Source organism: Comamonas terrigena NBRC 13299, from assembly GCF_006740045.1.
In the GTDB taxonomy this organism is placed as follows: domain Bacteria; phylum Pseudomonadota; class Gammaproteobacteria; order Burkholderiales; family Burkholderiaceae_C; genus Comamonas; species Comamonas terrigena.
In genome coordinates, this window is record NZ_AP019749.1 from 3317107 (window position 1) to 3342055 (window position 24949).

Annotated in this window: 22 protein-coding genes and 2 pseudogenes; 14 read left to right on the top strand and 10 right to left on the bottom strand. The window is 67.7% G+C overall.

Features of this window, described 5'->3' with window-relative positions:
* Positions 1-1098, bottom strand: coding sequence for a chorismate synthase (gene aroC / locus CT3_RS15180; RefSeq protein WP_066533888.1), 1098 nt, complete (start codon positions 1096-1098; stop codon positions 1-3).
* Positions 1099-1353: 255 nt separating this feature from the next.
* Here aroC and CT3_RS21445 point away from each other — a divergent pair, with 255 nt between their 5' ends.
* The 3 genes and pseudogenes from CT3_RS21445 (at position 1354) to CT3_RS21455 (ending at position 3424) form a co-directional block, all read left to right on the top strand.
* Complete coding sequence (locus CT3_RS21445; RefSeq protein ID WP_306304387.1) at positions 1354-1956, top strand: hypothetical protein; 603 nt, start codon at positions 1354-1356, stop codon at positions 1954-1956.
* A 173-nt stretch (positions 1957-2129) separates the two neighbouring features.
* A pseudogene (locus CT3_RS21450) lies at positions 2130-2498 on the top strand (diguanylate cyclase domain-containing protein); the annotation flags it as partial.
* Positions 2499-2629: 131 nt separating this feature from the next.
* Positions 2630-3424, top strand: a complete 795-nt coding sequence (locus CT3_RS21455; RefSeq protein ID WP_227657911.1) for a putative bifunctional diguanylate cyclase/phosphodiesterase — start codon at positions 2630-2632, stop codon at positions 3422-3424.
* Positions 3425-3507: 83 nt separating this feature from the next.
* On the opposite strand, the gene CT3_RS15190 is transcribed toward CT3_RS21455, so the two are convergent.
* Positions 3508-3978 (bottom strand): CBS domain-containing protein, encoded by a 471-nt coding sequence (locus tag CT3_RS15190; RefSeq protein WP_066533890.1) that lies wholly within the window; start codon positions 3976-3978, stop codon positions 3508-3510.
* A 253-nt stretch (positions 3979-4231) separates the two neighbouring features.
* Between CT3_RS15190 and CT3_RS15195 the strand changes: the two genes are divergently transcribed.
* The 4 genes from CT3_RS15195 (at position 4232) to CT3_RS15210 (ending at position 7771) form a co-directional block, all read left to right on the top strand.
* The gene (locus CT3_RS15195) at positions 4232-5530 is read left to right on the top strand and encodes an O-acetylhomoserine aminocarboxypropyltransferase (protein ID WP_066533892.1); all 1299 of its coding nucleotides are present in this window, start codon (positions 4232-4234) and stop codon (positions 5528-5530) included.
* Positions 5530-5952 (top strand): GNAT family acetyltransferase, encoded by a 423-nt coding sequence (locus CT3_RS15200; RefSeq protein WP_066533893.1) that lies wholly within the window; start codon positions 5530-5532, stop codon positions 5950-5952. The genes CT3_RS15195 and CT3_RS15200 overlap by 1 nt, the downstream gene beginning before the upstream one ends.
* Positions 5953-5977: 25 nt before the next feature.
* Positions 5978-6784, top strand: a complete 807-nt coding sequence (locus CT3_RS15205) for an alpha/beta fold hydrolase (protein WP_066533895.1) — start codon at positions 5978-5980, stop codon at positions 6782-6784.
* A gap of 105 nt (positions 6785-6889) precedes the next feature.
* Positions 6890-7771, top strand: a complete 882-nt coding sequence (locus CT3_RS15210) for a PoNe immunity protein domain-containing protein (RefSeq protein WP_066533900.1) — start codon at positions 6890-6892, stop codon at positions 7769-7771.
* A 25-nt stretch (positions 7772-7796) separates the two neighbouring features.
* Here CT3_RS15210 and CT3_RS15215 read toward each other — a convergent pair whose 3' ends face one another.
* A complete protein-coding gene (locus CT3_RS15215) occupies positions 7797-8603 on the bottom strand; it encodes an alpha/beta fold hydrolase (protein WP_066534048.1) in 807 nt (268 codons plus the stop codon).
* A gap of 190 nt (positions 8604-8793) precedes the next feature.
* Between CT3_RS15215 and CT3_RS15220 the strand changes: the two genes are divergently transcribed.
* Positions 8794-9174: an Mpo1-like protein gene (locus tag CT3_RS15220; protein WP_066533903.1), complete on the top strand. Its 381-nt coding sequence runs from the start codon at positions 8794-8796 to the stop codon at positions 9172-9174.
* Between the two features lie 118 nt (positions 9175-9292).
* Here the strand turns inward: CT3_RS15220 and CT3_RS15225 are convergent, their stop codons facing one another.
* The gene (locus CT3_RS15225; RefSeq protein ID WP_256682296.1) at positions 9293-10621 is read right to left on the bottom strand and encodes a YihY family inner membrane protein; all 1329 of its coding nucleotides are present in this window, start codon (positions 10619-10621) and stop codon (positions 9293-9295) included.
* Between the two features lie 48 nt (positions 10622-10669).
* Between CT3_RS15225 and CT3_RS15230 the strand changes: the two genes are divergently transcribed.
* A complete protein-coding gene (locus CT3_RS15230; RefSeq protein ID WP_066533905.1) occupies positions 10670-11083 on the top strand; it encodes a DUF2069 domain-containing protein in 414 nt (137 codons plus the stop codon).
* 26 nt (positions 11084-11109) lie between these two features.
* Here the strand turns inward: CT3_RS15230 and CT3_RS15235 are convergent, their stop codons facing one another.
* Positions 11110-12057, bottom strand: a complete 948-nt coding sequence (locus CT3_RS15235; RefSeq protein ID WP_066533907.1) for a LysR family transcriptional regulator — start codon at positions 12055-12057, stop codon at positions 11110-11112.
* Positions 12058-12203: 146 nt separating this feature from the next.
* Between CT3_RS15235 and CT3_RS15240 the strand changes: the two are divergent.
* The 4 genes and pseudogenes from CT3_RS15240 to CT3_RS15255 form a co-directional block, all read left to right on the top strand.
* Positions 12204-13628, top strand: a pseudogene (locus CT3_RS15240) (FAD-binding oxidoreductase); the annotation flags it as partial.
* Positions 13629-14496: 868 nt separating this feature from the next.
* Complete coding sequence (locus tag CT3_RS15245; RefSeq protein WP_066533908.1) at positions 14497-15324, top strand: thymidylate synthase; 828 nt, start codon at positions 14497-14499, stop codon at positions 15322-15324.
* 174 nt (positions 15325-15498) lie between these two features.
* Complete coding sequence (locus tag CT3_RS15250) at positions 15499-16008, top strand: dihydrofolate reductase (RefSeq protein WP_370510787.1); 510 nt, start codon at positions 15499-15501, stop codon at positions 16006-16008.
* Positions 16009-16191: 183 nt separating this feature from the next.
* Positions 16192-17271 carry a metallophosphoesterase gene (locus CT3_RS15255; protein WP_066533909.1) on the top strand — a complete coding sequence of 360 codons (1080 nt, stop codon included), beginning with the start codon at positions 16192-16194 and terminating at the stop codon, positions 17269-17271.
* Between the two features lie 86 nt (positions 17272-17357).
* Here the strand turns inward: CT3_RS15255 and CT3_RS15260 are convergent, their stop codons facing one another.
* The 3 genes from CT3_RS15260 to CT3_RS15270 form a co-directional block, all read right to left on the bottom strand.
* Entirely contained in the window at positions 17358-17711 is a 354-nt protein-coding gene (locus tag CT3_RS15260; RefSeq protein ID WP_083520289.1) for a YqcC family protein, read from the bottom strand.
* A gap of 114 nt (positions 17712-17825) precedes the next feature.
* Positions 17826-19589, bottom strand: coding sequence for a methyl-accepting chemotaxis protein (locus CT3_RS15265; protein ID WP_066533911.1), 1764 nt, complete (start codon positions 19587-19589; stop codon positions 17826-17828).
* 13 nt (positions 19590-19602) lie between these two features.
* Positions 19603-20751, bottom strand: a complete 1149-nt coding sequence (locus CT3_RS15270) for an HD-GYP domain-containing protein (RefSeq protein WP_172591779.1) — start codon at positions 20749-20751, stop codon at positions 19603-19605.
* A 524-nt stretch (positions 20752-21275) separates the two neighbouring features.
* On the opposite strand from CT3_RS15270, the gene xth reads away from it, so the two are divergent.
* Positions 21276-22052, top strand: a complete 777-nt coding sequence (xth, locus tag CT3_RS15275) for an exodeoxyribonuclease III (protein ID WP_066533913.1) — start codon at positions 21276-21278, stop codon at positions 22050-22052.
* Positions 22053-22246: 194 nt separating this feature from the next.
* Here the strand turns inward: xth and CT3_RS15280 are convergent, their stop codons facing one another.
* Entirely contained in the window at positions 22247-23164 is a 918-nt protein-coding gene (locus CT3_RS15280; protein WP_066533914.1) for a hypothetical protein, read from the bottom strand.
* 181 nt (positions 23165-23345) lie between these two features.
* Positions 23346-24914 carry a nitrogen regulation protein NR(I) gene (gene ntrC / locus CT3_RS15285; protein ID WP_066533915.1) on the bottom strand — a complete coding sequence of 523 codons (1569 nt, stop codon included), beginning with the start codon at positions 24912-24914 and terminating at the stop codon, positions 23346-23348.
* Between the last annotated feature and the right edge of the window lie 35 nt (positions 24915-24949).

The following is a 24949-nucleotide window of genomic DNA, read 5'->3' on the forward strand; positions in this document are numbered from 1 at the left end:
TCAGGGTGCTGCGGCCGGGATGGGGTTCAGCGGTAGGCTGACATCGCCGCACTGGGCGCGGTGGCGCAGCGCATGGTCCATCACCACCAGCGCCAGCAGCGCTTCCGCAATCGGTGCCGCGCGGATGCCCACGCAGGGGTCGTGGCGGCCCTTGGTGATGACTTCGGTGCTCTGCCCGTGGATGTCGATGGATTCGCGCGGGCTGATGATGGAGCTGGTGGGCTTGATGGCGATCGCGACTTCCAGGTCCTGGCCGGTGCTGATGCCACCCAGCACGCCGCCGGCGTTGTTGGAGCGGAAGCCTTCGGGGCTGAGCGAATCACCGTGCTCGGTGCCGCGCTGGGCCACGCTGGCAAAGCCGGCACCGATTTCCACGCCCTTGACGGCGTTCAGGCCCATCATCACATAGGCGATTTCAGCGTCCAGCTTGTCGTACAGCGGCTCGCCCAGGCCCACCGGCATGCCGGTGGCCTGCACGCGCAGCTTGGCGCCGCAGCTGTCACCGGCCTTGCGCAGGGCGTCCATATAGTCTTCCAGCGCCTGCACATCGGCCTGCGGGGCGAAGAAGGGGTTGTGGGGCACATGCTCCCAGCTCTCGAAGGCGATGGGCAACTCGCCCAGCTGGGTCATGCAGGCACGGAATTCGGTACCGAACTGTTCCTTGAGCCATTTCTTGGCCACGGCGCCGGCGGCCACCGTGGGCGCCGTCAGGCGGGCCGAGGAACGGCCGCCGCCGCGCGGATCGCGCACGCCGTACTTGTGCCAGTAGGCGTAGTCGGCATGGCCGGGGCGGAAGCTCTCGGAAATGTTCGAGTAGTCCTTGCTGCGCTGGTCGGTGTTGCGAATCAGCAATGCGATCGGGGTGCCGGTCGTCACCCCCTGGTAGACGCCGGAGAGTATCTCGACCGCATCGGGCTCGTTGCGCTGCGTCACATGGCGGCTGGTGCCGGGACGGCGGCGGTCCAGCTCGCTCTGGATGTCCGCCTCGCTCAGCTCCATGCCCGGCGGGCAGCCGTCGATCACGCAGCCGATGGCCGGTCCATGGGATTCACCAAAATTGGTAACGGTAAAAATAGTGCCAAGGGTATTGCCGCTCATGGGCGGCGATTATGCCCTTGCATCCGGCGCCCCCCTGGCGAGCATGGGCAGTCCCCCTGAACAGGGTTAGCATGTGCCATCCCGACGCCCTCATTCGCCCGCATGAACCAGCCCTCCGCGCCCGTGCCCGGCCCTGCCCTGCTTCAGCTTCTGGACAGAAGCGACGCCGCCTGGATCGTGACCGACACGCAGTACCGCACCTGCTAGGTCAATGCCGGCTTCGAGCGCCTGTTCGGCTGGAGCGCCCAGGAGGCCATCGGCCAGCGCCCGCTGCAGCTGCTGCAGGCGGATCCGCAGCATGCGCCGCTGCCGGCCCATGTCCAGGAGGCTTTGGACCGCCACGGCCGCTTTTGCGGCGATGTGCAGCTGCTGCACCGCGACGGCCATGCCATCTGGGTGGCGGCGGCCATCAACCGCCTGCCGCAGTCCGGTGAAGCCATGGTGTTCACCGACATCACCTTCTCCAAGCGTTTCGAGGCGCTGCAAAAGCAGGCGCTGGAGGACGCAGCCCATGAGCGTCCGCTGCCGCAGCTGCTGCACAGCCTGTGCCGGGACGTGGAGCGCATCGCCCCTGAGCTGGCAGTGGGCGTGCTGCAGGTGGACGAGCAAGGCTGCCTGCACCCGCTGGCCTGCCCCAGCCTGCCGCGCGCAGCGCTGGAGCGCCTGGACGGCATGCACAGCGCCCCCGACATGGGCGCCTGCAGCGCGGCCGCCTTCCTGGCCCAGCCGGTGACCGATGCCGATCTGCGCCAGGGCCAGCCGCAGCTGCAGGGCCTGCAGCAGAGCCTGGTCGATGCCGGCCTGCTGGCCTGCTGGCCTGCTGGGTCTCGCCCATCTTCAACCATGACCGCCAGGTGATCGGCGTGTTCGCCCTGTACTTCCGCGAGCCGCGCAGTCCCAACGCCTTGCACCATCGCATTGCACAGACCTGCATCCACCTGTGCACCGTGGCCATGGAACGCGAGCGTTCGCGCGAACGTATCCACCAGCTGGCCTACTACGACCCGCTGACCCAGTTGCCCAACCGCTGCATGTTCCACCGCAGCGCCACCGACGCCCTGTACGCCGCCCAGGGCCGTGCCGGCGCACTGCTGTTTGTGGACCTGGACCGTTTCAAGCTGGTCAACGACAGCCAGGGCCATGCGGCCGGGGATGCCCTGCTGTGCGAAGTGGCGCAGCGCATCCGCGCTGCGGCCCGCCCCGGCGATGTGCTGGGCCGCCTGTCCAGCGACGAATTCGCGCTGCTGCTGCCCCACTGCAGCGCCGCCGAGGCCGAAACCGTGGCCAGGCGCCTGCTGGAGCGCATTGCCGAGCCCTTCACCATTGGCGATGCCGTGAATATTCCGCACGCCAGCGTGGGCATCTGTGCCTACCCGGAAGACGGCACCGACATCCACACCCTGCTGCGCCATGCCGACCAGGCCATGTACATAGCCAAGCAGCAGGGCCGCCAGCGCTGGCAGCGCTTCACCCGGCCATCAACCAGTTCACCCAGGACCGCGTGGCCATGGAGCACGCGCTGCGCGCCGCCATGCACAACGGCCAGCTGCAGCTGCACTACCAGCCCCAGGTGCTCAGCAGCCAGCCCGAGCGCCTGCATGGCGTCGAGGCACTGGCCCGCTGGAAGCACCCGGAATGGGGTTATGTCTCGCCGCTGCGTTTCATCGCCGTGGCCGAAGACGCCGGCATGATCCAGGAGTTCACCAGCTGGGTGATGGAATCCGCCTGCCGCCAGCTGGCCGCATGGCGTGCGGACCACGTGGAGGTACCCCAGGTGGCGATCAACCTGTCCACCAAGAACTTCCACGAACCGCAGTTCGCCCAGTCCGTGGCCGATGTGCTGCGCCGCCACGGCCTCACCGCCAAGGACCTGGTGCTGGAGATCACCGAGAGCGTGATGCTGGACGCCAGCCCCGCCACGCTGGCCAATCTGGATGCCCTGCACCGCCTGGGCCTGCAGCTGTCGCTGGACGACTTCGGTACCGGCTACTCCAGCCTGAGCTATCTGCACCGCCTGCCGATTTCCGAGCTGAAACTGGACAAGAGCTTTGTGCAGGACCTGAGCAACAGCGTGGCGGCCGAAGCGCTGATCCGCTCCGTGCTCGGCATTGCCCGCAGCCTGCACATGAAGGTGGTGGGCGAAGGGGTGGAAACCGCCGAGCAGCGCCAGTGGCTGCAGTTGCAGGGCTGCCCGGTGCTGCAGGGCTATCTGTTCTGCCGCCCGCTGGCGCCCGAGGCCCTGGTCACCTGGCTGCGGGGCGGCCATGCCCAGCCCCCCTTGGCAGCTCCCGCGGCACCCGCCACCGCCTACGATCCGGGTATCTGAGCGCGGCACGGCCCGGCAGCGCCCCATTGCAGATACAAAAAAGCCTCCATCCGGAGGCTCTTTTTGCATGGTGGAAACAGGTCTCAGGCCTGGCCCTGGGCCTGCTCGCGTTCGCTTTGCGCATCCGGCCAGTCGCGGATATAGGCCTTGAGCATGGTGTTCTCGAAGTTCTGGCTGTCCACCACGGCCTTGGCCACGTCGTAGAAGCTGATCACGCCCTTGACTTCACCCATCTCCATCACCGGCATGTAACGGGCGTGGCGCTCCAGCATCATGCGGCGCACCTCGTCCATCTCGGTTTCCAGGGTGCAGGTCAGGGGGGCATCGTCCATGGCGCTGCGCACCTGCAGCGTACCGACGGAGCCGCCGTTCTTCACAATGGCCTGGATCACTTCGCGGAAGGTGAGCATGCCGGCCACATCGCCGTGCTCCATCACGACCAGGGAACCGATGTCCTTGTCGGCCATGATTTCCACGGCGCGGGCCAGCGGCTCGTTGGGCGTGACGGAAAACAGGGTGCTGCCCTTGACGCGCAGGATGTCGCTCACTTTCATGTTCTGTGTCTCCGATACAGGTGAATGCCATGGCCCACCACGGCAGGCCCTGCGGCGAAATATAGCCGACTCTGCCGCTGCTGCAGGGCTGCGGACCCGCAGGCGTTGCATGCCATCGCCATCCCAGTCGCCCAAGCGCGTGCTTTTTGCGCCACGTCATGCCACCATAGGGGGTTTGACTGCCGCAGGCAGCTTTTTTGACGGCCTGCAGCCGCCTTTTCCGGCCCCGCAGCCCCTTTGACGGAGACACACCATGCCCGGTTACTCAGACCCCGGCTTTGACACCCTGAGCCTGCACGCAGGCGCCCAGCCCGACCCGGCCACCGGCGCACGCGCCGTCCCCATCCATCTGACGACCTCCTTCGTCTTCGAATCCAGCGACCATGCGGCCAGCCTGTTCAACCTAGAGCGCCCGGGCCATGTGTACAGCCGCATCTCCAACCCCACCAATGCCGTGCTGGAGCAGCGCGTCTCGGCACTGGAAGGCGGCGTGGGCGCGATCGCCGTGGCCAGCGGCCAGGCGGCGCTGCACCTGTCGGTTGCGACCCTGATGGGCGCGGGCAGCCACATCGTGGCCAGCACGGCCCTGTACGGCGGCTCGCAGAACCTGCTGCACTACACGCTGGCACGCTTCGGCATCGAGACCACGTTTGTGAAGCCCGGCGACATCGATGGCTGGAAGGCCGCCGTGCGCCCCAACACCAAGCTGTTCTTCGGCGAAACCGTGGGCAACCCCGGCCTGGATGTGCTGGACATTCCCACCGTCAGCCAGATCGCCCACGAAGCCGGCGTGCCGCTGCTGGTGGATTCGACGCTGACTTCGCCCTGGCTGATCAAGCCTTTCGAGCACGGCGCGGACATCGTCTACCACTCGGCCACCAAGTTCCTGTCCGGCCACGGCACGGTGATCGGCGGCGTCGTGGTCGATGGCGGCAGCTTCGACTGGGAAAAGTCGGGCCGCTTCCCCGAGCTGACCCAGCCCTACGACGGCTTCCACAACATGGTGTTCAGCGAGGAGTCCACCACCGGCGCCTTCCTGCTGCGCGCGCGCCGCGAAGGTCTGCGCGACTTCGGCGCCTGCATGAGCCCGCACAGCGCCTGGCTGATCCTGCAGGGCATCGAGACCCTGCCGCTGCGCATGGAACGCCATATGCGCAACACCGAAAAGGTGGTGCAGTTCCTGGCCAGCCACCCGCTGGTCAGCCGCGTGGGCCACCCCATGCTGGAGACCCACTCCTCCCACGCCCTGGCGCGCAAGCTGCTGCCCCGCGGCGCAGGCTCGGTGTTCAGCTTTGACATTGCCGGCAACCGCAACCAGGGCAAGAAATTCATCGAGACGCTGAAGGTCTTCAGCCACCTGGCCAATGTGGGCGACTGCCGCTCGCTGGTGATCCACCCTGCCAGCACCACGCACTTCCGCATGAGCGACGAGGCGCTGGCGCAAGCGGGCATCGGCCAAGGCACGATCCGCCTGTCGATCGGTCTGGAAGATGCCGACGACCTGATCGACGACCTCAAGCGCGCGCTGAAGGCCGCTGAAAAGGCGGCGTGATGGAGATACGGCCGTTCGACGCCGCAGATACCGACGCGGTGGTGCAGCTGTGGCATGACTGCGGCCTGACCCGCCCGTGGAACGATCCCCACCGCGACATTGCGCGCAAGCGCAGCGTGGCGCCGGAGCTGTTCTGCGTCGGCGTGGATGCCGGCGGCCAGTTGATGGCCAGCATCATGATCGGCTATGACGGCCACCGCGGCTGGATCAACTACCTGGCCGTACACCCGGCCCACCAACGCCAGGGCCATGCCCGCCGCCTGGTGCAGCACGCCGAGCGGCTGCTGACCGTGCGCGGCTGCCCCAAGCTGAACCTGCAGGTACGCGCAGGCAACGAGGCCGTGATCGCTTTGTACGAAAGCCTGGGTTATGCCAACGACCAGTCGGTCACCCTGGGCAAACGTTTGATTGCGGACATCTGAGCCCTGCCCCATTCGGAGAAAAACTATGCGAATCCAAGTCCAAGGCGCAGACATCTACGCCTACACCGGCGGCAAGGCCTTTGATGCCGCCAAACCCACCGCCATCTTCATCCACGGCGTGCTCTGCGACCACAGCGTCTGGGCGCTGCAAAGCCGCTACATGGCCAACCACGGCTGGAACGTGCTGGCCCTGGACCTGCCCGGCCACTGCAAGAGCGGCGGCACGCCCCCCCGGTCGGTCGAAGACGCAGCCACCTTCATCGGCCAGCTGATGGACGCGGCCGGATTGCAGCAAGCGGCCCTGGTGGGCCACAGCTGGGGCAGCCTGATTGCCATGGAAGCTGCGGCCCGGCTGCAGGACCGCATCAGCCACCTGGTGCTGGTGGGCACCGCCTTCCCGATGAAGGTCGCGCCGGCGCTGCTGGATTCGGCGCTGAACACGCCGGAGAAGGCCATCGCCATGGTCAACACCTTCTCGCGCGCCACGCTGTCCCCACCCAACGGTGCGGGCAGCTGGGTGTTTGGCGCCGGCATGGCCCTGGGCCGCCGGGTGCTGGCCAGCAATGCCGATGTCAACCTGCTGCACGCCGGCTTCACTGCCTGCGACAGTTATGCCGGCGGCGAAGCCGCCATGGGCGCCATCACCGCGCCGGTGCTGTTTGTGCTGGGCGAGCAGGACCAGATGACCCCGCCCAAGGCCGCCAAGGGCCTGGTCGACGCGGCCAAGGCCGCCGGCAAGACGGTGAAGGTGCAGACGATTCCCAACGGCCACAACCAGATGACGGAATCGCCCGACCCGACGCTGTTCGCCATCCGTGACTTTCTGAAGTAAGCCCGGCCCGGGCCCTGCCTGCGGCGGGCAGGGCCCGGGGGCGGTGCGCAGCCAGGCACGGTGCCGCGGCCAAAAAGCCGTGCACGGTCTGCCACACTGCACGCCATGACCGCTGCCTTTCCCCGTTCCCATCCGCTCGCCGACACCGTGGCGCATGCCACCACCCTTGCGCTGACGAACCTGCAGCCGCGCCGCAGCCTGCATCTGGCCGACAAGCAAGCCGACTGGCAGGAGGCCCTGACCACGCTGCAGCACTTTGCCGCCAGACCGGGCTACCAGGCACCGCTGCAGTTCCAGGCCTACGCGGCGCTGGAGAACTACTGGCAATGGCAGTCTGCAGGGCACACCGCCTGCCGGTTGCTGGTCTATGGCATCGACCTGGGCCTGCCTGCTGCGGCGCTGCGCGCCCTCTACCCCGGTATTGCCGCGCTGTGGTGCGACATGGCCGCCGTGGCCGACCACGCCCGCTACAGCATGGCGCAGGCCACCGATGCCCCTTATGGCGTGCCCGCCCCCCTTGCCACACGCACGGCGGCCTACCGCGATGCCGTGCTGCTGATGGCACTGGCAGTCCTCCTGGATGTGCCGGACGAGATACCCGCCCTGATGGAGCACGCCCTGGCCTTCGACACCGACCGCCTGCTGGACTACCTGAGCGCGGCGGCGCTGGATCTGGAGCAGGCCAGCGACGACCTCTTCCACCCGCGCCCCTACGGCGCACTGGCAGCGTTCTTTGACCAGTTGGGCGACGCGCAGCCCGATCCGCTGGTGGACTATCTGCAGTCCCAGTACAGCGACTTCCACCGCCAATCCCCTGCGCGGCAAAAAAAAGGTGCCCCCTGGCTGGGCACCGGCTACTGGGCGCTGGAAGTGGGCGCCCTGTCGGTGCTGTACGGCTGGGACGATGCGGCGCTGCGCGCCTGCCCGCACTACCCGGCCGATCTGGTGGACTTTGCGCGGGACCAGATGGACACGGACGGCCTGTAGCGCGCGGCGCGAGCGCCCTGCAGCCTTAGGCCAGCGGCTGCAGGAACTGCGCAATGCGCGCCACGATGCGTTCGGGTTGTTCGCGGTGCGGCACATGACCGCCCCCGGCCACGATCTCCTGCTCCACCGGCCCCGGCACCCAGCGGGCCAGGTTGCGTGGATGCACCAGCGAGCCGTATTCGTCCTGTTCGCCATGGATGGCCAGCACCGGACAGCGCACCTGCTCCAGCGCCCCCTGCAGGCTGTAGCCGGCAAAGGCCGGCGACAGCCAGGTGTCCACCCAGGCCGACAGCACCCAGGCGGCCTTGTCGCCATGGTATTTGGACAGGCGATCGAGCTGACCGGGCTGGGCAAACTGGTCGCGCGCCACGCGGATGCCTTCCAGCGTGCGGTCCTCGACAAAGGTCTGTGCCGATTCCGTCACCAGCGCCACGCACTGCTTCGGCCAGGCTGCGGCCACATGGGCCGCCATGCCGCCGCCCACGCTGTGGCCCAGCACCACAAAGCGCTCCAGCGCCAGGGCTTGCCGCAGCGCGGCAAAGTCGCCCTGCGCTTCCCGGGCCACGAAGTCAGCCTCCAGCGGGCCCGGAGCTGCATCCGACAGGCCGAAGCCCAGCCGGTCATAGGCCAGTACCACGCGCTGCGTGGCGTTGGCCAGCTGCGCCGGAAAGTCGCGCCACAGCGCCACGGAGCCCAGCGAGTCGTGCAACAGCACGATGGGCGCAGCAGCGACAGCGCCCAGGTCGGATGCCACGGCAACCGGCTGCCAGCGCTGCACCTGCAGCCCGCCACGGGGCGTGGCAATGCGAAAGGATTGGGTGTTTGCGGTCATCACATCTGCACAGAAAAAAGCCACCGCACCCACGCTGCGGCGACCGAATGTCGGGGCCTGTGGTGCACCTGGGCAATGTCCCGCTGGTGCCGCCGGTCGGTCCGCCGTATAAGAAACCCCGGAGCGCCGGGGCGCATGTCCCGTCCACGAACCAGCATAGCCGCTTGCTGGCACAACCAGGAGCCCCACCATGGCCGACATCCCTGCCACACCACCGCCCGGCGTCGCCCCTGCGACCGACACGGGCAGCCCTGCCCCGGCAGTGGACCCGCGCAGCCTGCACCGCTTTGCCGACTTCTATCCGTTCTACCTGTCCGAGCACAGCGACAGCCGCTGCCGGCGCCTGCATTTCCTGGGCTCCAGCCTGGGCCTGCTCTGCCTGGCGGCGGCGCTGTGGTGGCGCCAGCCCTGGTTCGTGTTGCTGGGCCTGGTGCTGGGCTATGCCTGTGCGTGGATCGGCCACTTCGGCTTTGAGCACAACCGACCCGCCAGCTTCAAGCGCCCGCTCTACAGCTTCCTGGGCGACTGGCGCATGTATGCCGATATGTGGCGGGGCAAGGTGCCGTTCTGAGCGCTGCAGCGACCGCGTAGGTTGCGTCAGCCTGTGCGGCAGGCGTACCAGCCTCGGATTCCAGGGAGGCTGTGCGCCCCACCCCTCTTCAGCGGGGTGAATCGCCTCGGAGGCCGCTTCAGGGGGCCGTGGACGGTGTGGTCGACGCGCTGGATGTGGTGGCCACCGCTGCGCTGCCAGGGCCGGGCGCGGGCGTGCCCACTTCATCGCCCGGCAGGTTGCTGGGGATCTGCGGCAACGCCTGGCGCAGCGTCATCTCCTCCCAGCCCGCGCGCTGCCACAGTGCGGCCGTGCTGTCGCTGCGCACCAGCAGCAACTGCGACAGCAACGGCGCCAGCAAGGTGGTGTCGGGGTCGGCCAGCAGCACATAGCGGGGATCGCTCTCTTCCAGGTAGGCCGTGCCGTTATCGGGCATGGCCCCCACCCAGCGCAGGGCGGTCAGCGCCTCCAGCGCCGGCTCCAGCTGCAACCGGTCCACACGCAAGCGCTTGGCCAGGGCCAGACCGGGCATGCCGCGCTGCATCTGGCCGCGCAGCGGCTCCAGCGCCGCCATGACTTCCAGCGCCAGCTCGAAATCCCAGCCCTGGTCGTCGGCCTTGCGCGCCATGCCGGTCAGCAGGCTGGGCAGGTAGGCGGCAATCACTGCCCCCAGCAGGAAGATCACCCAGCACACATAGATCCAGATCAGCAGAATCGGCAGCGTGGCGAAGGTGCCGTAGATGACCGAGTACGTGGGCACGCTGGCCAGGTACAGGCCCAGCACCTTCTTGGCCAGCGCCATGCCCAGGGCCACGAACAGCCCGCCGGCCCAGGCGTGGCGCCATTGGACCGGGGTGTTGGGCACAAAGTGGTAGAGCGCGGCCATGGCGGCCGACAGCAGCATGAATTCGACCGAGTTGAAGGCCCACTGCACAGCCGCCGGCAGCTCGGCCACCAGGCCTTTGGACGCCGACAGCACATAGGAGGTGGTGGCAATGCTCACCCCCATCAGCAGCGGCCCCAGGGTCAGCACTGCCCAGTACACCAGCAGGCGCTGGCCCAGCGGGCGCAGGCGCTGCACGCGCCAGATATCGTTGAGCGTGCGGTCCATGGTCAGGATCAGGCTGATCACCGTCACCGCCAGAAAGGCCAGACCCACAATCCCCAGCTGGCTGGCCTTGGAGGCGAACTGCATCAGGTAATTCATCACCTGGGCGGCAATTTCTTCCGGGATCAGGTTCTCGATCAGCCAGCGCTGCAGCATGCCCTGCAGCTTGGCAAAGCTGGGGAAGGCGGTGAACACCGACAGCAGCACCGTGAAGAACGGCACCAACGCCAGCAGCGTGGTGAACGTGAGGCTGCTGGCCGTCAGGCCCAGGTGGTCCTGGTGGAAGCGGCGCTGCAAGGTGGCCAGCGTGTTGCGCCACGGAAAGGTCTGGAGCGTCTGCAGCAGATGGCGCCAACGCATGCGAGCACGGTGAAGGGTCAAGGGCATGGCCCGTATGATGCCAGCCCCATGCAAACTGTCTCCCCACAAGAACCCGGCGGCGCGGTCGCCGCCACCCGCTGGCTGGCCGTTGGCAGCCTGCTGGGCCTGATCGTGCTCAGCGTGGCCTGGGAGCTCTGGCTGGCGCCGCTGCGGCCCGGCGGCTCCTGGCTGGTGCTCAAGGCGCTGCCGCTGTGCATCCCCCTGATCGGCCTGCTCAAGCGCCGCATGTACACCTACCGCTGGGTGAGCCTGGTGGTGTGGCTGTACTTCACCGAAGGCGTGGTACGCGCCTGGAGCGACAAGTCCCCCGGCAACTGGCTAGCCCTGGTGGAAATCGCACTGTGCCTGCTGCTGTTTGTGGCCTGCGCCGCCCATGTGCGCTGGCGCCAGCGCGCGGCCAAGGCGGCGGCGGCTGCTGCCGCTGCACCGGCATCGGCGTAAAGCCCGTCCACTGCCGACGGGCTCGCCTACAACGGCGCCGGCTCCAGCACCATGCCGGCGCGGCTTGCCAGCGTCTGCACCTGCTGCACCAAGGCCTCGCACAGCAGTTGGGCGGCTGGTGACAGCGCCCGGCGCGGGCGCTGGATCAGCAGCGTGCGGCGCAGGATGTAGGGTGCATCCAGCAGGCGAAACCCCAGATCCCCCATGCCCGGGTGGCGTGCCGTCAGCGCAGGCACGATGGTCACCCCCAGGCCCAGGCGCACGGCTTCGAACAGCAGCGGTGGGTTGGACATGCGCAGCGGCGTCTGCAGCACATTCGCCGGCATGCCCGGCGCCGCCGCCAGCAGCTGGCTGATGGCCGTGTCCGTGGTCAACCCCACAAACGGCCGCGCGGCGATATCGGCCGCCACCAGGCGCGGGGCCCGCAGCAACGGCTCGTCTTTGCGCGCCACCAGCCCCATCTGATCGCTGACCAGCGGCTGGGTCACCAGCTCGCCCCCGGCCGGGTGGGCGGCGCCCACACCGAAGTCCACCCAGCCGGCCTGCACGCGCAGGGCAATGCCTTCGGCGCTGTCTTCCACCAGGTCCACTTCGATGCCCGGGTACTGGGCATGCAAGGCCGGCAGCACCGGCAGCAGCAACACCGCCAGCACCGACGGCGCTGCGGCTATGCGCACCTTTCCGCGCCGGTGGGCAGCCAGGTCGCCCAGGTTCTGTATGCCCTGCTCCAGGGTGTCGAAGGCCTGGCGCACGTCCTGCCAGAACGCCTGACCGGCGCTGGTCAGGCCCACGGTGCGCGTGGTGCGGTCGAACAGGCGCATGCCCACGGCCTCTTCCAGCTGGCGGATGGATTCGGACAGCGCCGACTGGGTGATGCACAGCTCCCGCGCCGCCGGGGCGAAAGCGCCCTGGCGTGCCACTTCGTCAAAGGCGCGCAGCTGGCGCAGGCTGAGATTGTTCGGAAAAACAGGCATAACCAAGCAATTTATTTCGATTGTGGTGAAGTCTGCCATGTTCTACGCTTGCGGCTTCGCGGTTTTCCCCACTCCCACACCCCGGTGCCGGGCTTAGGATGCCCCTGTTTTCCCTTTGTGCCGCGGCTGCCGCGGCTTTGCCAGCCATGACTTCCATTGATTTGCTCCACACCCTGCGCCAGACCATTGGTGCCGCCCACGTTCTGACTGACGGCGATCTGACCGCCTATGAACAGGACTGGCGCAAGCGCGTGCGCGGCAAGGCCCTGGCCGTGGTGCCCCCCGGCAGCACGGCGGAAGTGGCGGCCGTGGTCAAGGCCTGCGCTGCCGCGGGCGTGCAGATCGTGCCCCAGGGCGGCAACACCGGCCTGTCGGTGGGCGCCACGCCGGACCAGACCGGCCAGCAGGTGGTGCTGAGCCTCACCCGCATGAACGCGGTGCGCCACATGGACCGCGACAATCTGAGCTTCACCGTCGAAGCCGGCTGCATTCTGCAGAACCTGCAGGATGTGGCGGACAAGGCCGGCCTGCTGTTCCCGCTGTCGCTGGCCGCCGAAGGCAGCTGCACCATTGGCGGCAACCTGGGCACCAACGCCGGCGGGACGCAGGTGGTGCGCTACGGCAATACCCGCGACCTGTGCCTGGGCCTGGAAGTGGTCACGCCCCAGGGCGAGGTCTGGGATGGCCTCAAGGGCCTGCGCAAGGACAACACCGGCTACGACCTGCGCAATCTGTTCATTGGCAGCGAAGGCACGCTGGGCATCATCACCGCGGCCACCATGAAGCTGTTTCCCCAGCCTGCCGCACAGCTGACCGCTTTTGCGGCCGTGCCCAGCATGGAAGCCGCCGTGCGCCTGCTGGGCCTGTCGCACCAGCACCTGGGCGCAGGCCTGACGGGCTTCGAGGTGATGAGCCAGTTTGCCCTGTCCCTGGTGGTCAAGCACATGCCGCAACTGCGCGTGCCGTTTGCCGACATGGGCGACACCGCCCCCTACTGCGTGCTGCTGGAAAACGCCGACAGCGAATCCGAACAGCACGCCCGCGAGCGCTTCGAGCACCTGCTGGAGCTGGCATTCGAAGACGGCTGCGTGCTGGATGCCGTGGTGGCCGAGAGCCTGGCCCAGGCGCACGAGCTGTGGCATGTGCGCGAAAGCATTCCGCTGGCCCAGGCCGAGGAAGGGCTGAACATCAAGCACGACATCTCGATCGCTGCCTCGCGCATTCCCGCGTTCGTGGAACATGCCGATGCGGTGCTTCAGCGCGAAATTCCCGGCGTGCGCCTGGTGAACTTCGGCCACCTGGGCGACGGCAATCTGCACTACAACGTGCAGGTGCCCGAGGGCCAGGACGGCAAGGCGTTTCTGCGCGACAAGGAAGCCCTGGTCAACCACCTGGTCTACGAGGCGGTGGCCGAGTTCGGCGGCTCCTTCTCGGCCGAGCACGGCGTGGGCGCCCTGAAGGCCGACAAGCTGGAGAAGTACCAGTCACCCGTGGCCCTGGGCATGATGCGTGCCATCAAGCACGCGCTGGACCCGCAGGGCATCATGAACCCCGGCGTGGTGCTGGCGCGCGCGACTGAGCGACTGACCTTCCCGCGCCAGCGCAGCCACCGGGCTGCGTTCCAGCGCCCGGCTTCGCTACACGCTGGAAGCCTGGTTGCGGCGCAGTTCCTGGCGGTTGCTGCGCATGGTGCGCACATCGCGCGGCCAGTTCAGCGTGATGCTGGCGGGGTCGCGCCAGTCGCGCTCCTGGCCGGCATGCACCAGCCACACGCGCAGCGCGTTCTGGGCAGGATCGACCACCACGGCCGCCTGCTCATCGCCGCCTTCATGCGGCTTGTTGCCGGTGATGTAGAGCAGGTCGCCCTCCTGCACCAGCGGGCCGGAGGTGCCCAGATTGGTGAGCAGCACCGCGTAGTCGTCCCCCAGCAGGCGTTGCAGGCGTTCGGCCAGCGCGCCCTGGCGCAGGTAGTCGGCACGCTCGCCCGGGTAGCTGCCCACCAGCGGGCGCAGGCCGGCCAGCGTGGCCGGCGGGGCCACGGCCGCGCCCCGCTGCGCCGCCGTGGGCAGCGCAGGAGCCGCGTCCTGCGCCACGGGTTTGGGTTGGGTGGGCTCACAGCCCGCCAGCGCCAAGCCCAGCAGCACGGCAGCCAGTGCCGCCTGGGGGCGGGTGCGGTGACAACGGGAGCATGTCATAAGCGTCCTCCTGTGGTGCTGCGCATTCCGGGCGGCGGCCTCTCTCAAAAACCATAGCTGCCCGTGCGCTCTGTGTTTGTACCATCCCCATTCTGAATACAACCTCTTGCCGCATGCGCAGCAAGTTGCAAGCAGATGCAACGACTGGCTTGTCCGGGCTGGACGTGGCGGCTCTGCATCAATGGCACACTGACGCCCTGCTCCCGCCCGCGGGGGTTCACATTTGTAGACGATTCCTTCCGCCATGAGCCCTACCACCTCCTTGTCCCGCCCCGTGCGTTCCCAGTACGAAGACTTCATGCGCCATGTGTATGAACATGGCGTCAGCAAGGGGGACCGCACTGGCACCGGCACGCGCAGCGTGTTCGGCCACCAGATGCGTTTTGATTTGAGCGAAGGCTTTCCCCTGGTCACCACCAAGAAGGTGCACCTGAAATCCATCATCAACGAGCTGCTGTGGTTTCTGCGCGGCGACAGCAACGTGAAATGGCTGCAGGAACGCGGCTGCACCATCTGGGACGAATGGGCGCGCGAAGACGGCAGCCTGGGCCCGGTGTATGGCGTGCAGTGGCGCAGCTGGCCCAAGGCCGATGGCACGCACATCGACCAGATCGCCGAAGTGGTCAAGCAACTCCAGCACAACCCGGACAGCCGCCGCATCATCGTCAGCGCCTGGAACGTGGCCGATCTGGACCAGATGGCGCTGATGCCCTGCCATGCCTTCTTCCAGTTCTACGTGGCCAACGGCAAGCTCAGCTGCCAGCTCTACCAGCGCAGCGCCGACATCTTTCTGGGCGTGCCGTTCAACATCGCCAGCTATGCGCTGCTGACCCATATGCTGGCCCAGCAATGCAATCTGGAGGTGGGCGACTTCATCTGGACCGGCGGCGACTGCCACATCTACAACAACCATTTCGAGCAGGTCGAAACCCAGCTGGCGCGCCAGCCCCTGGCCTATCCGACCCTGCACATCAAGCGCAAGCCGGACTCCATCTTCGACTACGCCTACGAGGATTTCGAGGTGGTGGGCTACGAACACCACCCGGCCATCAAGGCACCGGTGGCGGTGTAAGCACGGCAGCCTGGCTGCCGTACACCTTGCCAGCCTCCAGCCTGCCCGTTGCGGCAGGCTTTTTCATTCCCCCGCGGCGCGTGCCAACCCCGCCACAGGCCGCCGCGCCGCACCATCACCGACAATGCCGGCTGCGTGCACCCGCCGCCGCCCGAACCCGCAGAAAGCCACCCCATGTCCTTGACCGTGAACCTGATCTACGCCCGCGCCGCCAATGGCGTCATTGGCAAGGACAACGCCATGCCCTGGCACCTGCCGGAGGATCTGGCGCATTTCAAGGCACTGACCCAGGGTCACCCGGTCATCATGGGCCGCAAGACCTGGGACTCCCTGCCCCCGCGTTTTCGCCCGCTGCCCGGGCGCACCAACATCGTCGTCACCCGCCAGGCGGACTGGCAGCCGGAGCCGGCCAATGACAGCACGCTGCGTGCCGACAGCCTGGACGCCGCGCTGCAGCTCGCTGCCCGCCACGGCGACAGCGTGTGGGTGATGGGCGGCGCACAGATCTACGCCCAGGCCCTGCCCCTGGCCCAGCGCCTGGAAGTGACCATCATCCACCAGGACTTCGACGGCGACGCCCACGCCCCGGTGCTGGATGCCCAATGGACCGAGGCCGCGCGCAGCGACCATGTCAGCGCCAAGGGCCCGGCCTACAGCTTTGTGACCTATACCCGCCAGGACTGAGCCGGCGCAGCCGCGCACCGCAGCCCGCGCCCGGGCAGTGGCACGAAAACCGGCAGTTGTCGCCGTGGTTTCCTACGTGAAAACCCGGTGTCACCTGCAGGATCGCGGTGTCAATCGGATGACGGCACAATGTTATGCTGCATAGCAACATAACCAGAATTTCCATCGCCACCAGCCCGTTCCATGAGCCTGATCCACACTCTCCCATCCGGCCCACTGGATGTCGTGGGCGACATCCATGGGGAGCTGAGCGCCCTGCGCGACCTGCTGCGCCACCTGGGCTACGACCGCTGGGGTGACCACCCCCAGGGCCGCAAGCTGGTGTTTGTGGGCGACTTCTGCGACCGCGGCCCCGACAGCCCGGCCGTGCTGGAATGGGTGCAGACCCTGGTGGAACGCGGCAACGCCTGTGCCGCGCTGGGCAACCACGAAATCAATCTGCTGCGCGAAGACCCGAAAGACGGTTCGGGCTGGTACTTTGACGTGCGCTACCAGACCGACCAGGTCAAGTACGCACCCTTCAACCGCCCCTCCGATGGCCAGCGCGAGCGCATTGTGGATTTCCTGTCCACGCTGCCGCTGGGCCTGGAGCGGGAAGACCTGCGCATCATCCATGCCGCCTGGGTACAGCCCCAGGTGGATGCGGCGCGTGCCATGCCGGCCGGCCAGGTGCGCCACGAATACGACCGCTGGGAGCTGGAGGCGGCCCGCATCGCCCGCGAGAGCTCGATCGCGGCCCGCATGCAGCAGGAGCGCCGTGACTGGCCCCACAGCCTGGAAGACCGCGAGCATGTGCCGCCCTTCCTGCCCGCACACTCGGAAAACGAGTTGAACAAGGGCATGGTCAACCCCCTGAAGGTGCTGTGTACCGGCGTGGAGCGTGCGGCCGGCACGCCGTTCTTTGCCGGCGGCAAATGGCGCTTTGTGGAACGCGTGGCCTGGTGGAACCAGTACACCGAAGACGTGCCCGTGATTGTGGGCCACTACTGGCGCCGCCTGCACCCGCCGGAAAACCCGGTGCACGGCAAGCAGGAAGAAGAGCTGTTCGGCCACACCGCGCCCACGGCCTGGCATGGCGCCCGGCGCAATGTGTTCTGTGTGGACTATTCGGTGGGCGGGCGCTGGGTCTCCCGCCGTGCAGGCGAGCCGCTGCAGTCGCGCTTCAAGCTGGCGGCGCTGCGCTGGCCCGAGCGCGATCTGGTGTTCGACGACGGCACCGTGCTGCCCACGCTGGCCTTCCAGGACACGGCGCAGGCCCTTTGAGCCTGGGCGCGGTCAAAGCAAGGCTGTGCCGCAGCGTGCAGCGGAGCGCAGACCGTGACCACGCCGTGCCGCAACAGGCGGCTTTTTTACGCCGACTTGCCGCTCAGCAGTGCATCGATCAAGGCCAGCTGCCGCAGCGCCGCCTGGTGCTGGGGCACGGTGCGCTGGGTCCATTCATGTTCGGCCAGGGGCTGCACGCTGCATTCGCCGGGCAGCGCGTGGCCGCCGTCGATCAGCGCGTGCAGACGCGGCACAAACACCCATTGCAGCCATTCTTCGATCTGCAGGGTGTCGTACATGAAGGGCATGGTCGAGGCCATGGCCTGCTCGCTGGGCGGCAGGGCACCCCACAGACCGGCGCTGCGCATCTCGGCTTCGAGCTGCTGCAGCTGGGTGCGCAAGGACTGGTGTTGCGGGGTCAGGGAAGAGCTTGCATTCATGGTGACATTGTCGCGGCTTTGGCATGCCCTGATGGCGGGTGGGCATGCAGACGGTCGGTGGCCATCTCCCCTGCCCTGCCCGATATCCGGCCGCCCGGGCAGGGGCGGCACGGACTACGCCGTAGTGGCAGGCTCGGGCGACGCCGCCTGGGCCTGTACCTGGGCGGCAGGGCTGGCTGCCGCCGCACCGGGCCCGATGCCGCCGCCCCCCGCCGCAGCGGTCTTGGCGGGTTCGAAATAGTCCACCAGCTGGTTCAGTTCCACCGCCGTGCGCTTGAGCTCTTCCGAGGCCTGCCAGGCGCGCTGGGCTTCGCCCCGGTTTTCCACGATCAGCTCGGCCACCTGGCGCATGGCGCCGGCCACCTCGTCGGCGCCAAAGGCCGTCAGGCGGGTGGCGGTGGCCAGTTCGCGGGTGTCGGCCGCCAGCGCCAGCCCGCCATCCCCCTGCACGCTGGCCGCCAGGTGCATCAGGCGCTCGGCGCGCTCGCTCAGGTCGCTGGTTTCGGCCACGGCGGCGTCCAGCGAACGGATGGCGGAATAGACCCGGTCGTGCTGCTCCTCGGAATGTTCCGTCACCTCGTACAGCGCAATGTTCAGCGTGGCGCAGTGGCGGTGGATGCGCCGCGCCGCCAGCGCGATCTCGTCGATCATCACCTTCAGGTGCAGCTGCATCACGGCGGCAGCATGGTTGAGCTGGCCGCTTTCACCGGTGCCGGACAGATCGATCTCGCCCTGCAGATCGCCCTGGGCAATGCGGTTCAGGCGGCGGATGGAGGCGTTGAGCGGGTTGACGATGCCGCGGATGAACATATGCCCCACCAGCGCCACCACCAGCAGCCCGAAGACGATGCCGGCGATGGCGAAGTGGCGGATGCGGGCGTTGCGGTCCAGCGTGTCGTCGTACGCGGTGCGTGCGGCCACCGTCAGCGCGTTGCGCAGCCCCCCGGCAGCGGCCGTGGCGGCCTGCTCCAGCGGCAGCACCGTCTGGGCCACCAGCTGGTCCACCCGGGCCGGGTCGTCGTGCGCCGCCGCCCGTTCCACCAGGCGCAGACCGTCGTCGGTGTAGCGGGTCAGTGCGGTGGTCAGCAGGTCTTTTTGCTGGGCCACCTGGGCGTCCATGCCGGTCAGCTGGCCCAGCAGGGCATGGATTTCATCGCGGTTGGCGCGTAGCTTGGTGATCTGGCCGTCCAGGGCCTGCGGGGCGACGCCCTGGGCACCTTCCCGCCGCGCCAGCCGGATTTCCAGCATGGTGGCGCGGCTGTCGCTCAGGCGGGCCTCGATCTTGCCGATGGCCGCCACCGGCTGCAGCTGGGCCTGGTAGAGCTGGGTCAGGGCGTCGTCGGCCAGTGTCAGCCCGCCAATGCCCAAGGCACCGCCAGCCAGCATCAGGAACGCCACGAACAGGCTGCCGGCGCGCATGCCGCTGCGTATACCCAGCCAGGCCGGCAGGCGCGCACGCGGCTGGAAGGCGCCAGCCGCCATGGTGCGGTACAGACCTTTGGCGGCATCGATGGCCGCCGCCGTCGCATGTTTGCGCACCGACATATAGCCGATCACCTGGTCGTGCCGCGTGATGGGCACGACGCAGGCGTCCACCCAGTAGTAGCCGCCGTCCTTGCAGCGGTTCTTGACGATGCCGCGCCAGGGCTTGCCGCTTTGCAGCGTGCGCCACATGTCTTCGAAGGCGGCGGGCGGCATGTCCGGATGGCGCACGATGTTGTGGCTGCGGCCCAGCAGCTCGTCCAGCGTGTAGCCGCTGATCTCCACGAAGGCTTCGTTGGCGTAGGTGATGACGCCTTTCAGATCGGTCTTGGAGACCAGGGTGACGCCGGGAGGAATCTCGGTATGCCGTGTCGTCACGGGCAGGTTCTGCTTCATGGAGGAGGCTTTCTCAGGATTGCATCCACAGGCGCTTGAGCACCAGGGCGGCCGAGCGGCAGTCTTCGACGCGCAGCGAGCCGGTGATGTCGTGGGCCGGGTCGGTCGAGTCGCGGTACTGCGGCCGCAGGATGGGCATGCCGCTGCTGTCGTACAGGCTCCACAGATCGATGGATTCGTTGAGCTTCTGGCGCGAGCGCACCACGGCGAATTCGCCGTTCGCCAGCCGCACCAGGGTGCCCGGCGGGTGCATGGTCAGGGTCTTGATCGACAGCTGCACCAGCGGGTCGTCGTACAGGCGCACCCGGTCCAGGAACAGGGCCTTGAGCGCATCGCGCGGAAACTGCCCGGCGCGGTTGGGCCGGGGCGTGACCATGGCGGCATAGGAGTCGGCAATCGCCAGCAGGCGCGCACCGGGCAGGATGGCGTCGCCGCTGAGCCCGCGCGGGTAGCCCGAGCCGTCAAAGCGCTCGTGGTGCTGGCGCACCAGCTCCAGCCACAGCGCGTCGGTCACACCCATCTCCGCCAGCAGCGCGGCCGAGCGGTCGGGGTGGCTGCGCACCAGGGCCGCCTGCTGCGGCGTCAGCGCACCGGCCTGCTGGTCCAGCTGGGCCTGCACCGGCAGCAGCGACAGGTCCCGCGTCAGGGCGGCGCAGGCCAGCGACAGGCGGTCGGACTCGGCCAGGCCCAGCTCGCGTGCGGCCATTTCCACCAGCGTGGCGCCAAGCAGCTGCTGGATCACCAGATACGGGTGCTGGCGGTCCAAGTGCAGGGCGGCCAGCAGCGCATCGGCATCTTCGTCGCAGGCATCCAAAATGCCGTGGGCCAGGCCCAGGATGACCGGGCGCAGCTCGGTCTTGAGCGTGGCCGCCTGCAGGTGGGCGTGCAGGCGCTTGAGGGTCATGGCCAGCCGGTCGGCCCGGATGAACACCGGGTCGCTGGTGGGCACGGCCACCGCGCATTCGGGCAGGGCCAGCGTGGGCTGTTGCGACGGATCGGGCGGTGGCTCCGGGGCATAGGCGCCCCGCGCCAGCAAGGCGTTGATGTGGCGCGGAATGCTGAGCACATAGCCTTCCCGAAACAGCAGATTGCCATCCTCGTCGTACAACGGCCACGGCAGTGGCTCGTTTAGTACCAAATCGCTTTGGAGGATGCGTCGCATGTCAAAGATCAGCCCGTCAAAGATGAGAAGGCCGTTTTTTATGCGATCCATCAGCAACGTGCAGACACATTTATTAACAGTTTGATACTTATCAATATTGCGCCGCAACACGCATCAATACTGGCTATTGCGCTAGCGAAATTGATAGTTGCTGCGATTTTGGGTGCTGCAAAGGCCCATCCGGCGGGTGCTGCCGACCTGTATCCCGGCTCAGGAAGTGCCTTGACCGACCTGTTGCTGCCACGGTCCCCCGACGCCCTGCCGCAACGCAGGCAAGGCCCTTTTCGCCGAAAGCGGTAGTGCGCCGTGGACGCACTGCGGTGGCCGTCACTGCCCACAGCCCCACCACCCGGCAGGTGGCTGCGGGCTTTGCCCAAAGGCCGGCACCGCCTCCCTACAATGGCTGGCAACGGGGTGGGCTGCAGCCAAGCGGCGCGGCCTCCTCCTCCACCATCTCTCTACGGCACGGGCCCCGGTACGCACAGCGTGCCCTGCCCGCCCTCCTCTTCCCGATTGAGCCCCCCATGAAAATAGCCACCTGGAACGTCAACTCCCTGTCCGTGCGCCTGCCGCAGGTGCTGGCCTGGCTGCAGGACAACCCGGTCGATGCACTGGGCCTGCAAGAGCTCAAGCTCACCGACGACAAATTCCCCTTCGACGCCTTGCAGGCCGCCGGCTACCACGCCGTGGCCCATGGCCAGAAGACCTACAACGGCGTTGCCATCCTGAGCCGCCATCCGCTGCGCGATGTGGTGCGCAACATTCCCGGTCTGGACGATGCCCAGGCCCGCACCATTGCCGCGACGCTGGACACACCCGAGGGCCCGGTGCGGCTGGTCAACGGCTACTTCGTCAACGGCCAGGCACCGGGCACGGACAAGTTCGCCTACAAGATGCAGTGGCTGCAGGCCCTGCACGACTGGGTGCAGGCCGAAATGTCCCAGCACCCGCAGTTCGTGCTGGTGGGTGACTTCAACGTGGCGCCGGAAGACCGCGACTCCTTCGACCCCGTGGGACTGAAGGACACCATCCACCACACCGTGGAAGAGCGCACGCATTTCCAGGCCCTGCTGAACCTGGGCCTGACCGATGCCTTCCGCATGTTCGAGCAGCCGGAGAAGAGCTACTCCTGGTGGGACTACCGCATGCTGGGCTTCCAGAAAAACCGCGGCCTGCGCATCGACCACATTCTGGTCAGCGAAGCCGTGCGCCAGCGCACCGCGGCCTGCCACATCGACCGCGCACCACGCAAGAACCCGCAGCCCAGCGACCACACGCCCGTGGTGCTGGAACTGCGCTAAGCCCAGTCCAGTTGCCCCCCTGCGCCCCAGCCAGCGGGGCGCACCACCGGCCAGGACACCACCACAACGCCTCCACAAGGCGCCACACCCTTGCGGGCACAGCCCGCCGGGGCGTTGTTGTCTGCGTTGCATGCAGCCGCGCAAAGACGCAGGGGGATAGATGGGGCGCTCCTGCCGCCCGCTGGCGCGGTGGTTCAGCCGCGTTCCATCCAGTGCTGGCGCACCCACTGCAGCTTGGCGTGGTGCAGCTGCAGGCGGTGCTGCTGGCGCTGCAGCAGGCTGGAGGGCTCCGGCGACAGCGCCACCGTGGCCAGCAAGACGGGGTACAGGGCCAGCATCTGCTGTTCGCGTTCGGCACACAGCTGCAGCACGCGCTCGGTGTTCACCTCCTGCACCCAGGAGCGCAGCCAGGTTCCGCCGTAATGCAGGCTGGTGCCGATGCGCAGCAAGGGATCGGCCCAATCCCGGACGCTGCGTGCAGCGGGCGCCAGTTCGCCGGAAAACTCCTGCAGCATGGCCAGATGGCGGTCCACGACCTGGCGCACAAACGCGGTCGGCGGAGGGTCGGCTCTGCCCAGCAGCAAGGTCAGATCATGGGCGGTATGCAGCTGCAGGCGGTAGAGGGGGCGCAGCAATGCGCCGTCCTGGCGGTCGTTGGCCCGCACAGCCATGTTGCGTCCCTGGCGCTGGCGGGCACGCAGCCAGGCCCCGTACACCGCATCGCGCACCTGCACCCACTCCAGCAGGCTGCTGGTGTCGTGCGCTTCCCAACGGCGTTCCAGCTCCTGTTCGATCTGGGTGAATTCGGAGGCCTTGAAATCGAAGGCGGCCTGCCAGCCCATGGCGTAGGCCGGGCGGTACTGGTCGTAGCCGCGGCCCGTCACGTAATACGGCGCATGGATGTAGGTGTCGTGCCAGAAGGCATCTTCCTGCACGGCGGCCGCACCGTCGCGCAGCGGGTGGTAGCGCCCATTGGCAGCCGGTTGCTCCACATGGCCTCCCAGCAGTCGGTGGCCGTCAGGCGCCACGATTCCTGAGCGAAAGCTCTGCGGTGCGCGTGCACCCAGGCTGTCCGGCTGGAATTTGTGCGCTAAAGGAAGGGCTTTGCCCATGGGGAAATGACTCCGAAACCAAATAAGTGCCGATGGAGTCGATATTGTCAAAAACTGTCCCTCTCCCCGGGGTCAGTCTGCGCTCGCAACCCTTGTAGGACAGTGTTGCGCTGCACGCACAGGGCGGGCCCCAAGGAGCAGCCAGCGCAGGCCGGCCGTCCGTGGGTGTGGCCCGTGGCGCTTATTCGCCGGCGTCTTCCAGACCCAGTTCCTGGATCTTGCGGGTGATGGTGTTGCGGCCGATACCCAGGCGCTGTGCAGCCTCCATGCGGCGGCCGTGGGTCACGCCCAGGGCCGCGCGGATCAGGCGCGACTCGAAGCGGCGGCTGAGAGCATCCCAGACCTCGGTATGACCGGCCGCCAGCAGGCGCGTGGCTTCGGCCGACAGGCCGTCGTCCCACAGGGCCGCCACAGCCGCCTCCACCGTACCGGCGCCGGCAGCTTGCGATGCGGGCAGGAAGGACTCCACACCGCGTGCCGCAGGCAGCTCCGGCGTGCAATCCCCCGCAGCGCTGGCCGCGGGCACCGGACGGTGTTCGGCCACCACGGCCTCGACCGCTGGCGCGCTGGCCGGGGTGTGCAGCACTTCCGGCGGCAGGTCCTGTACGGAGATCACCTGGGCCGGGGCCATCACCGTCAACCAGTGGCAGATGTTTTCCAGCTGGCGCACATTGCCGGGGAAGCTGAACTGCGTCAGCCGCTGCAGCGCCTCCGGTGCAATGCGCTTGGGCTCCACGCCCAGCTGCTTGGCGCTTTTCTGCAGGAAGTGGCGTGCCAGCATGGGCACGTCTTCGCCGCGTTCGCGCAGCGACGGCAGGCGCAACCGGATCACGTTCAGGCGGTGGAACAAGTCTTCGCGGAACACTCCGTCCTTGACGCGCAGCTCCAGATCCTGGTGGGTGGCGGCGATCACGCGCACGCTGGTCTTGACGGCCGAGTGGCCGCCCACGCGGTAGAAATGCCCGTCCGACAGCACGCGCAGCAAGCGGGTCTGCAGCTCGAACGGCATGTCGCCGATTTCGTCCAGGAACAGCGTGCCGCCTTCGGCCTGCTCGAAGCGGCCGCGGCGCTGGGTCTGCGCGCCGGTGAAGGCGCCGCGCTCATGGCCGAACAGCTCGGATTCCAGCAGGTCCTTGGGGATGGCGGCGGTGTTGATGGCCACGAACGGTCCATTGGCCACGGGCGAATGCTTGTGCAGCGCGCGGGCCACCAGTTCCTTGCCGGAGCCAGATTCGCCGGTGATCAGCACCGTCACCAGGCTTTGGCTCAGGCGGCCGATGGCGCGGAACACGTCCTGCATGGCCGGAGCCTGGCCCAGCATTTCGGGCATGGCGGACTGGCGCTCTTCGGCCACCTGTTCGCGGCTGCTTTCCTCGACCGCACGGCGGATCAGGGCCACGGCCTTGGGCAGGTCGAACGGCTTGGGCAGGTATTCGAAGGCGCCGCTCTGGAAGGCGGAGACGGCGCTGTCCAGGTCGGAGTACGCCGTCATGATGATGACGGGCAGCTCCGGGTCTTTCTCGCGCACCTGCTCCAGCAGCTGCAGGCCGCTGCCACCAGGCATGCGGATGTCGCTGACCAGCACCTGCGGGCCCTGGCGTGCCGGGTCCCCGGCGGGCAAGGCGCTCAGCGCCTCCAGCACTTCACGCGGATTGGTGAAGCTGCGCGTGGCCAGGTTTTCACGGGCCAATGCCTTTTCCAGGACGAAGCGGATCGAGGGGTCGTCATCTACTATCCAGATCGGCTTCATGTTCGCGTAACCCTTTTCTTTCTATGTGAAACACC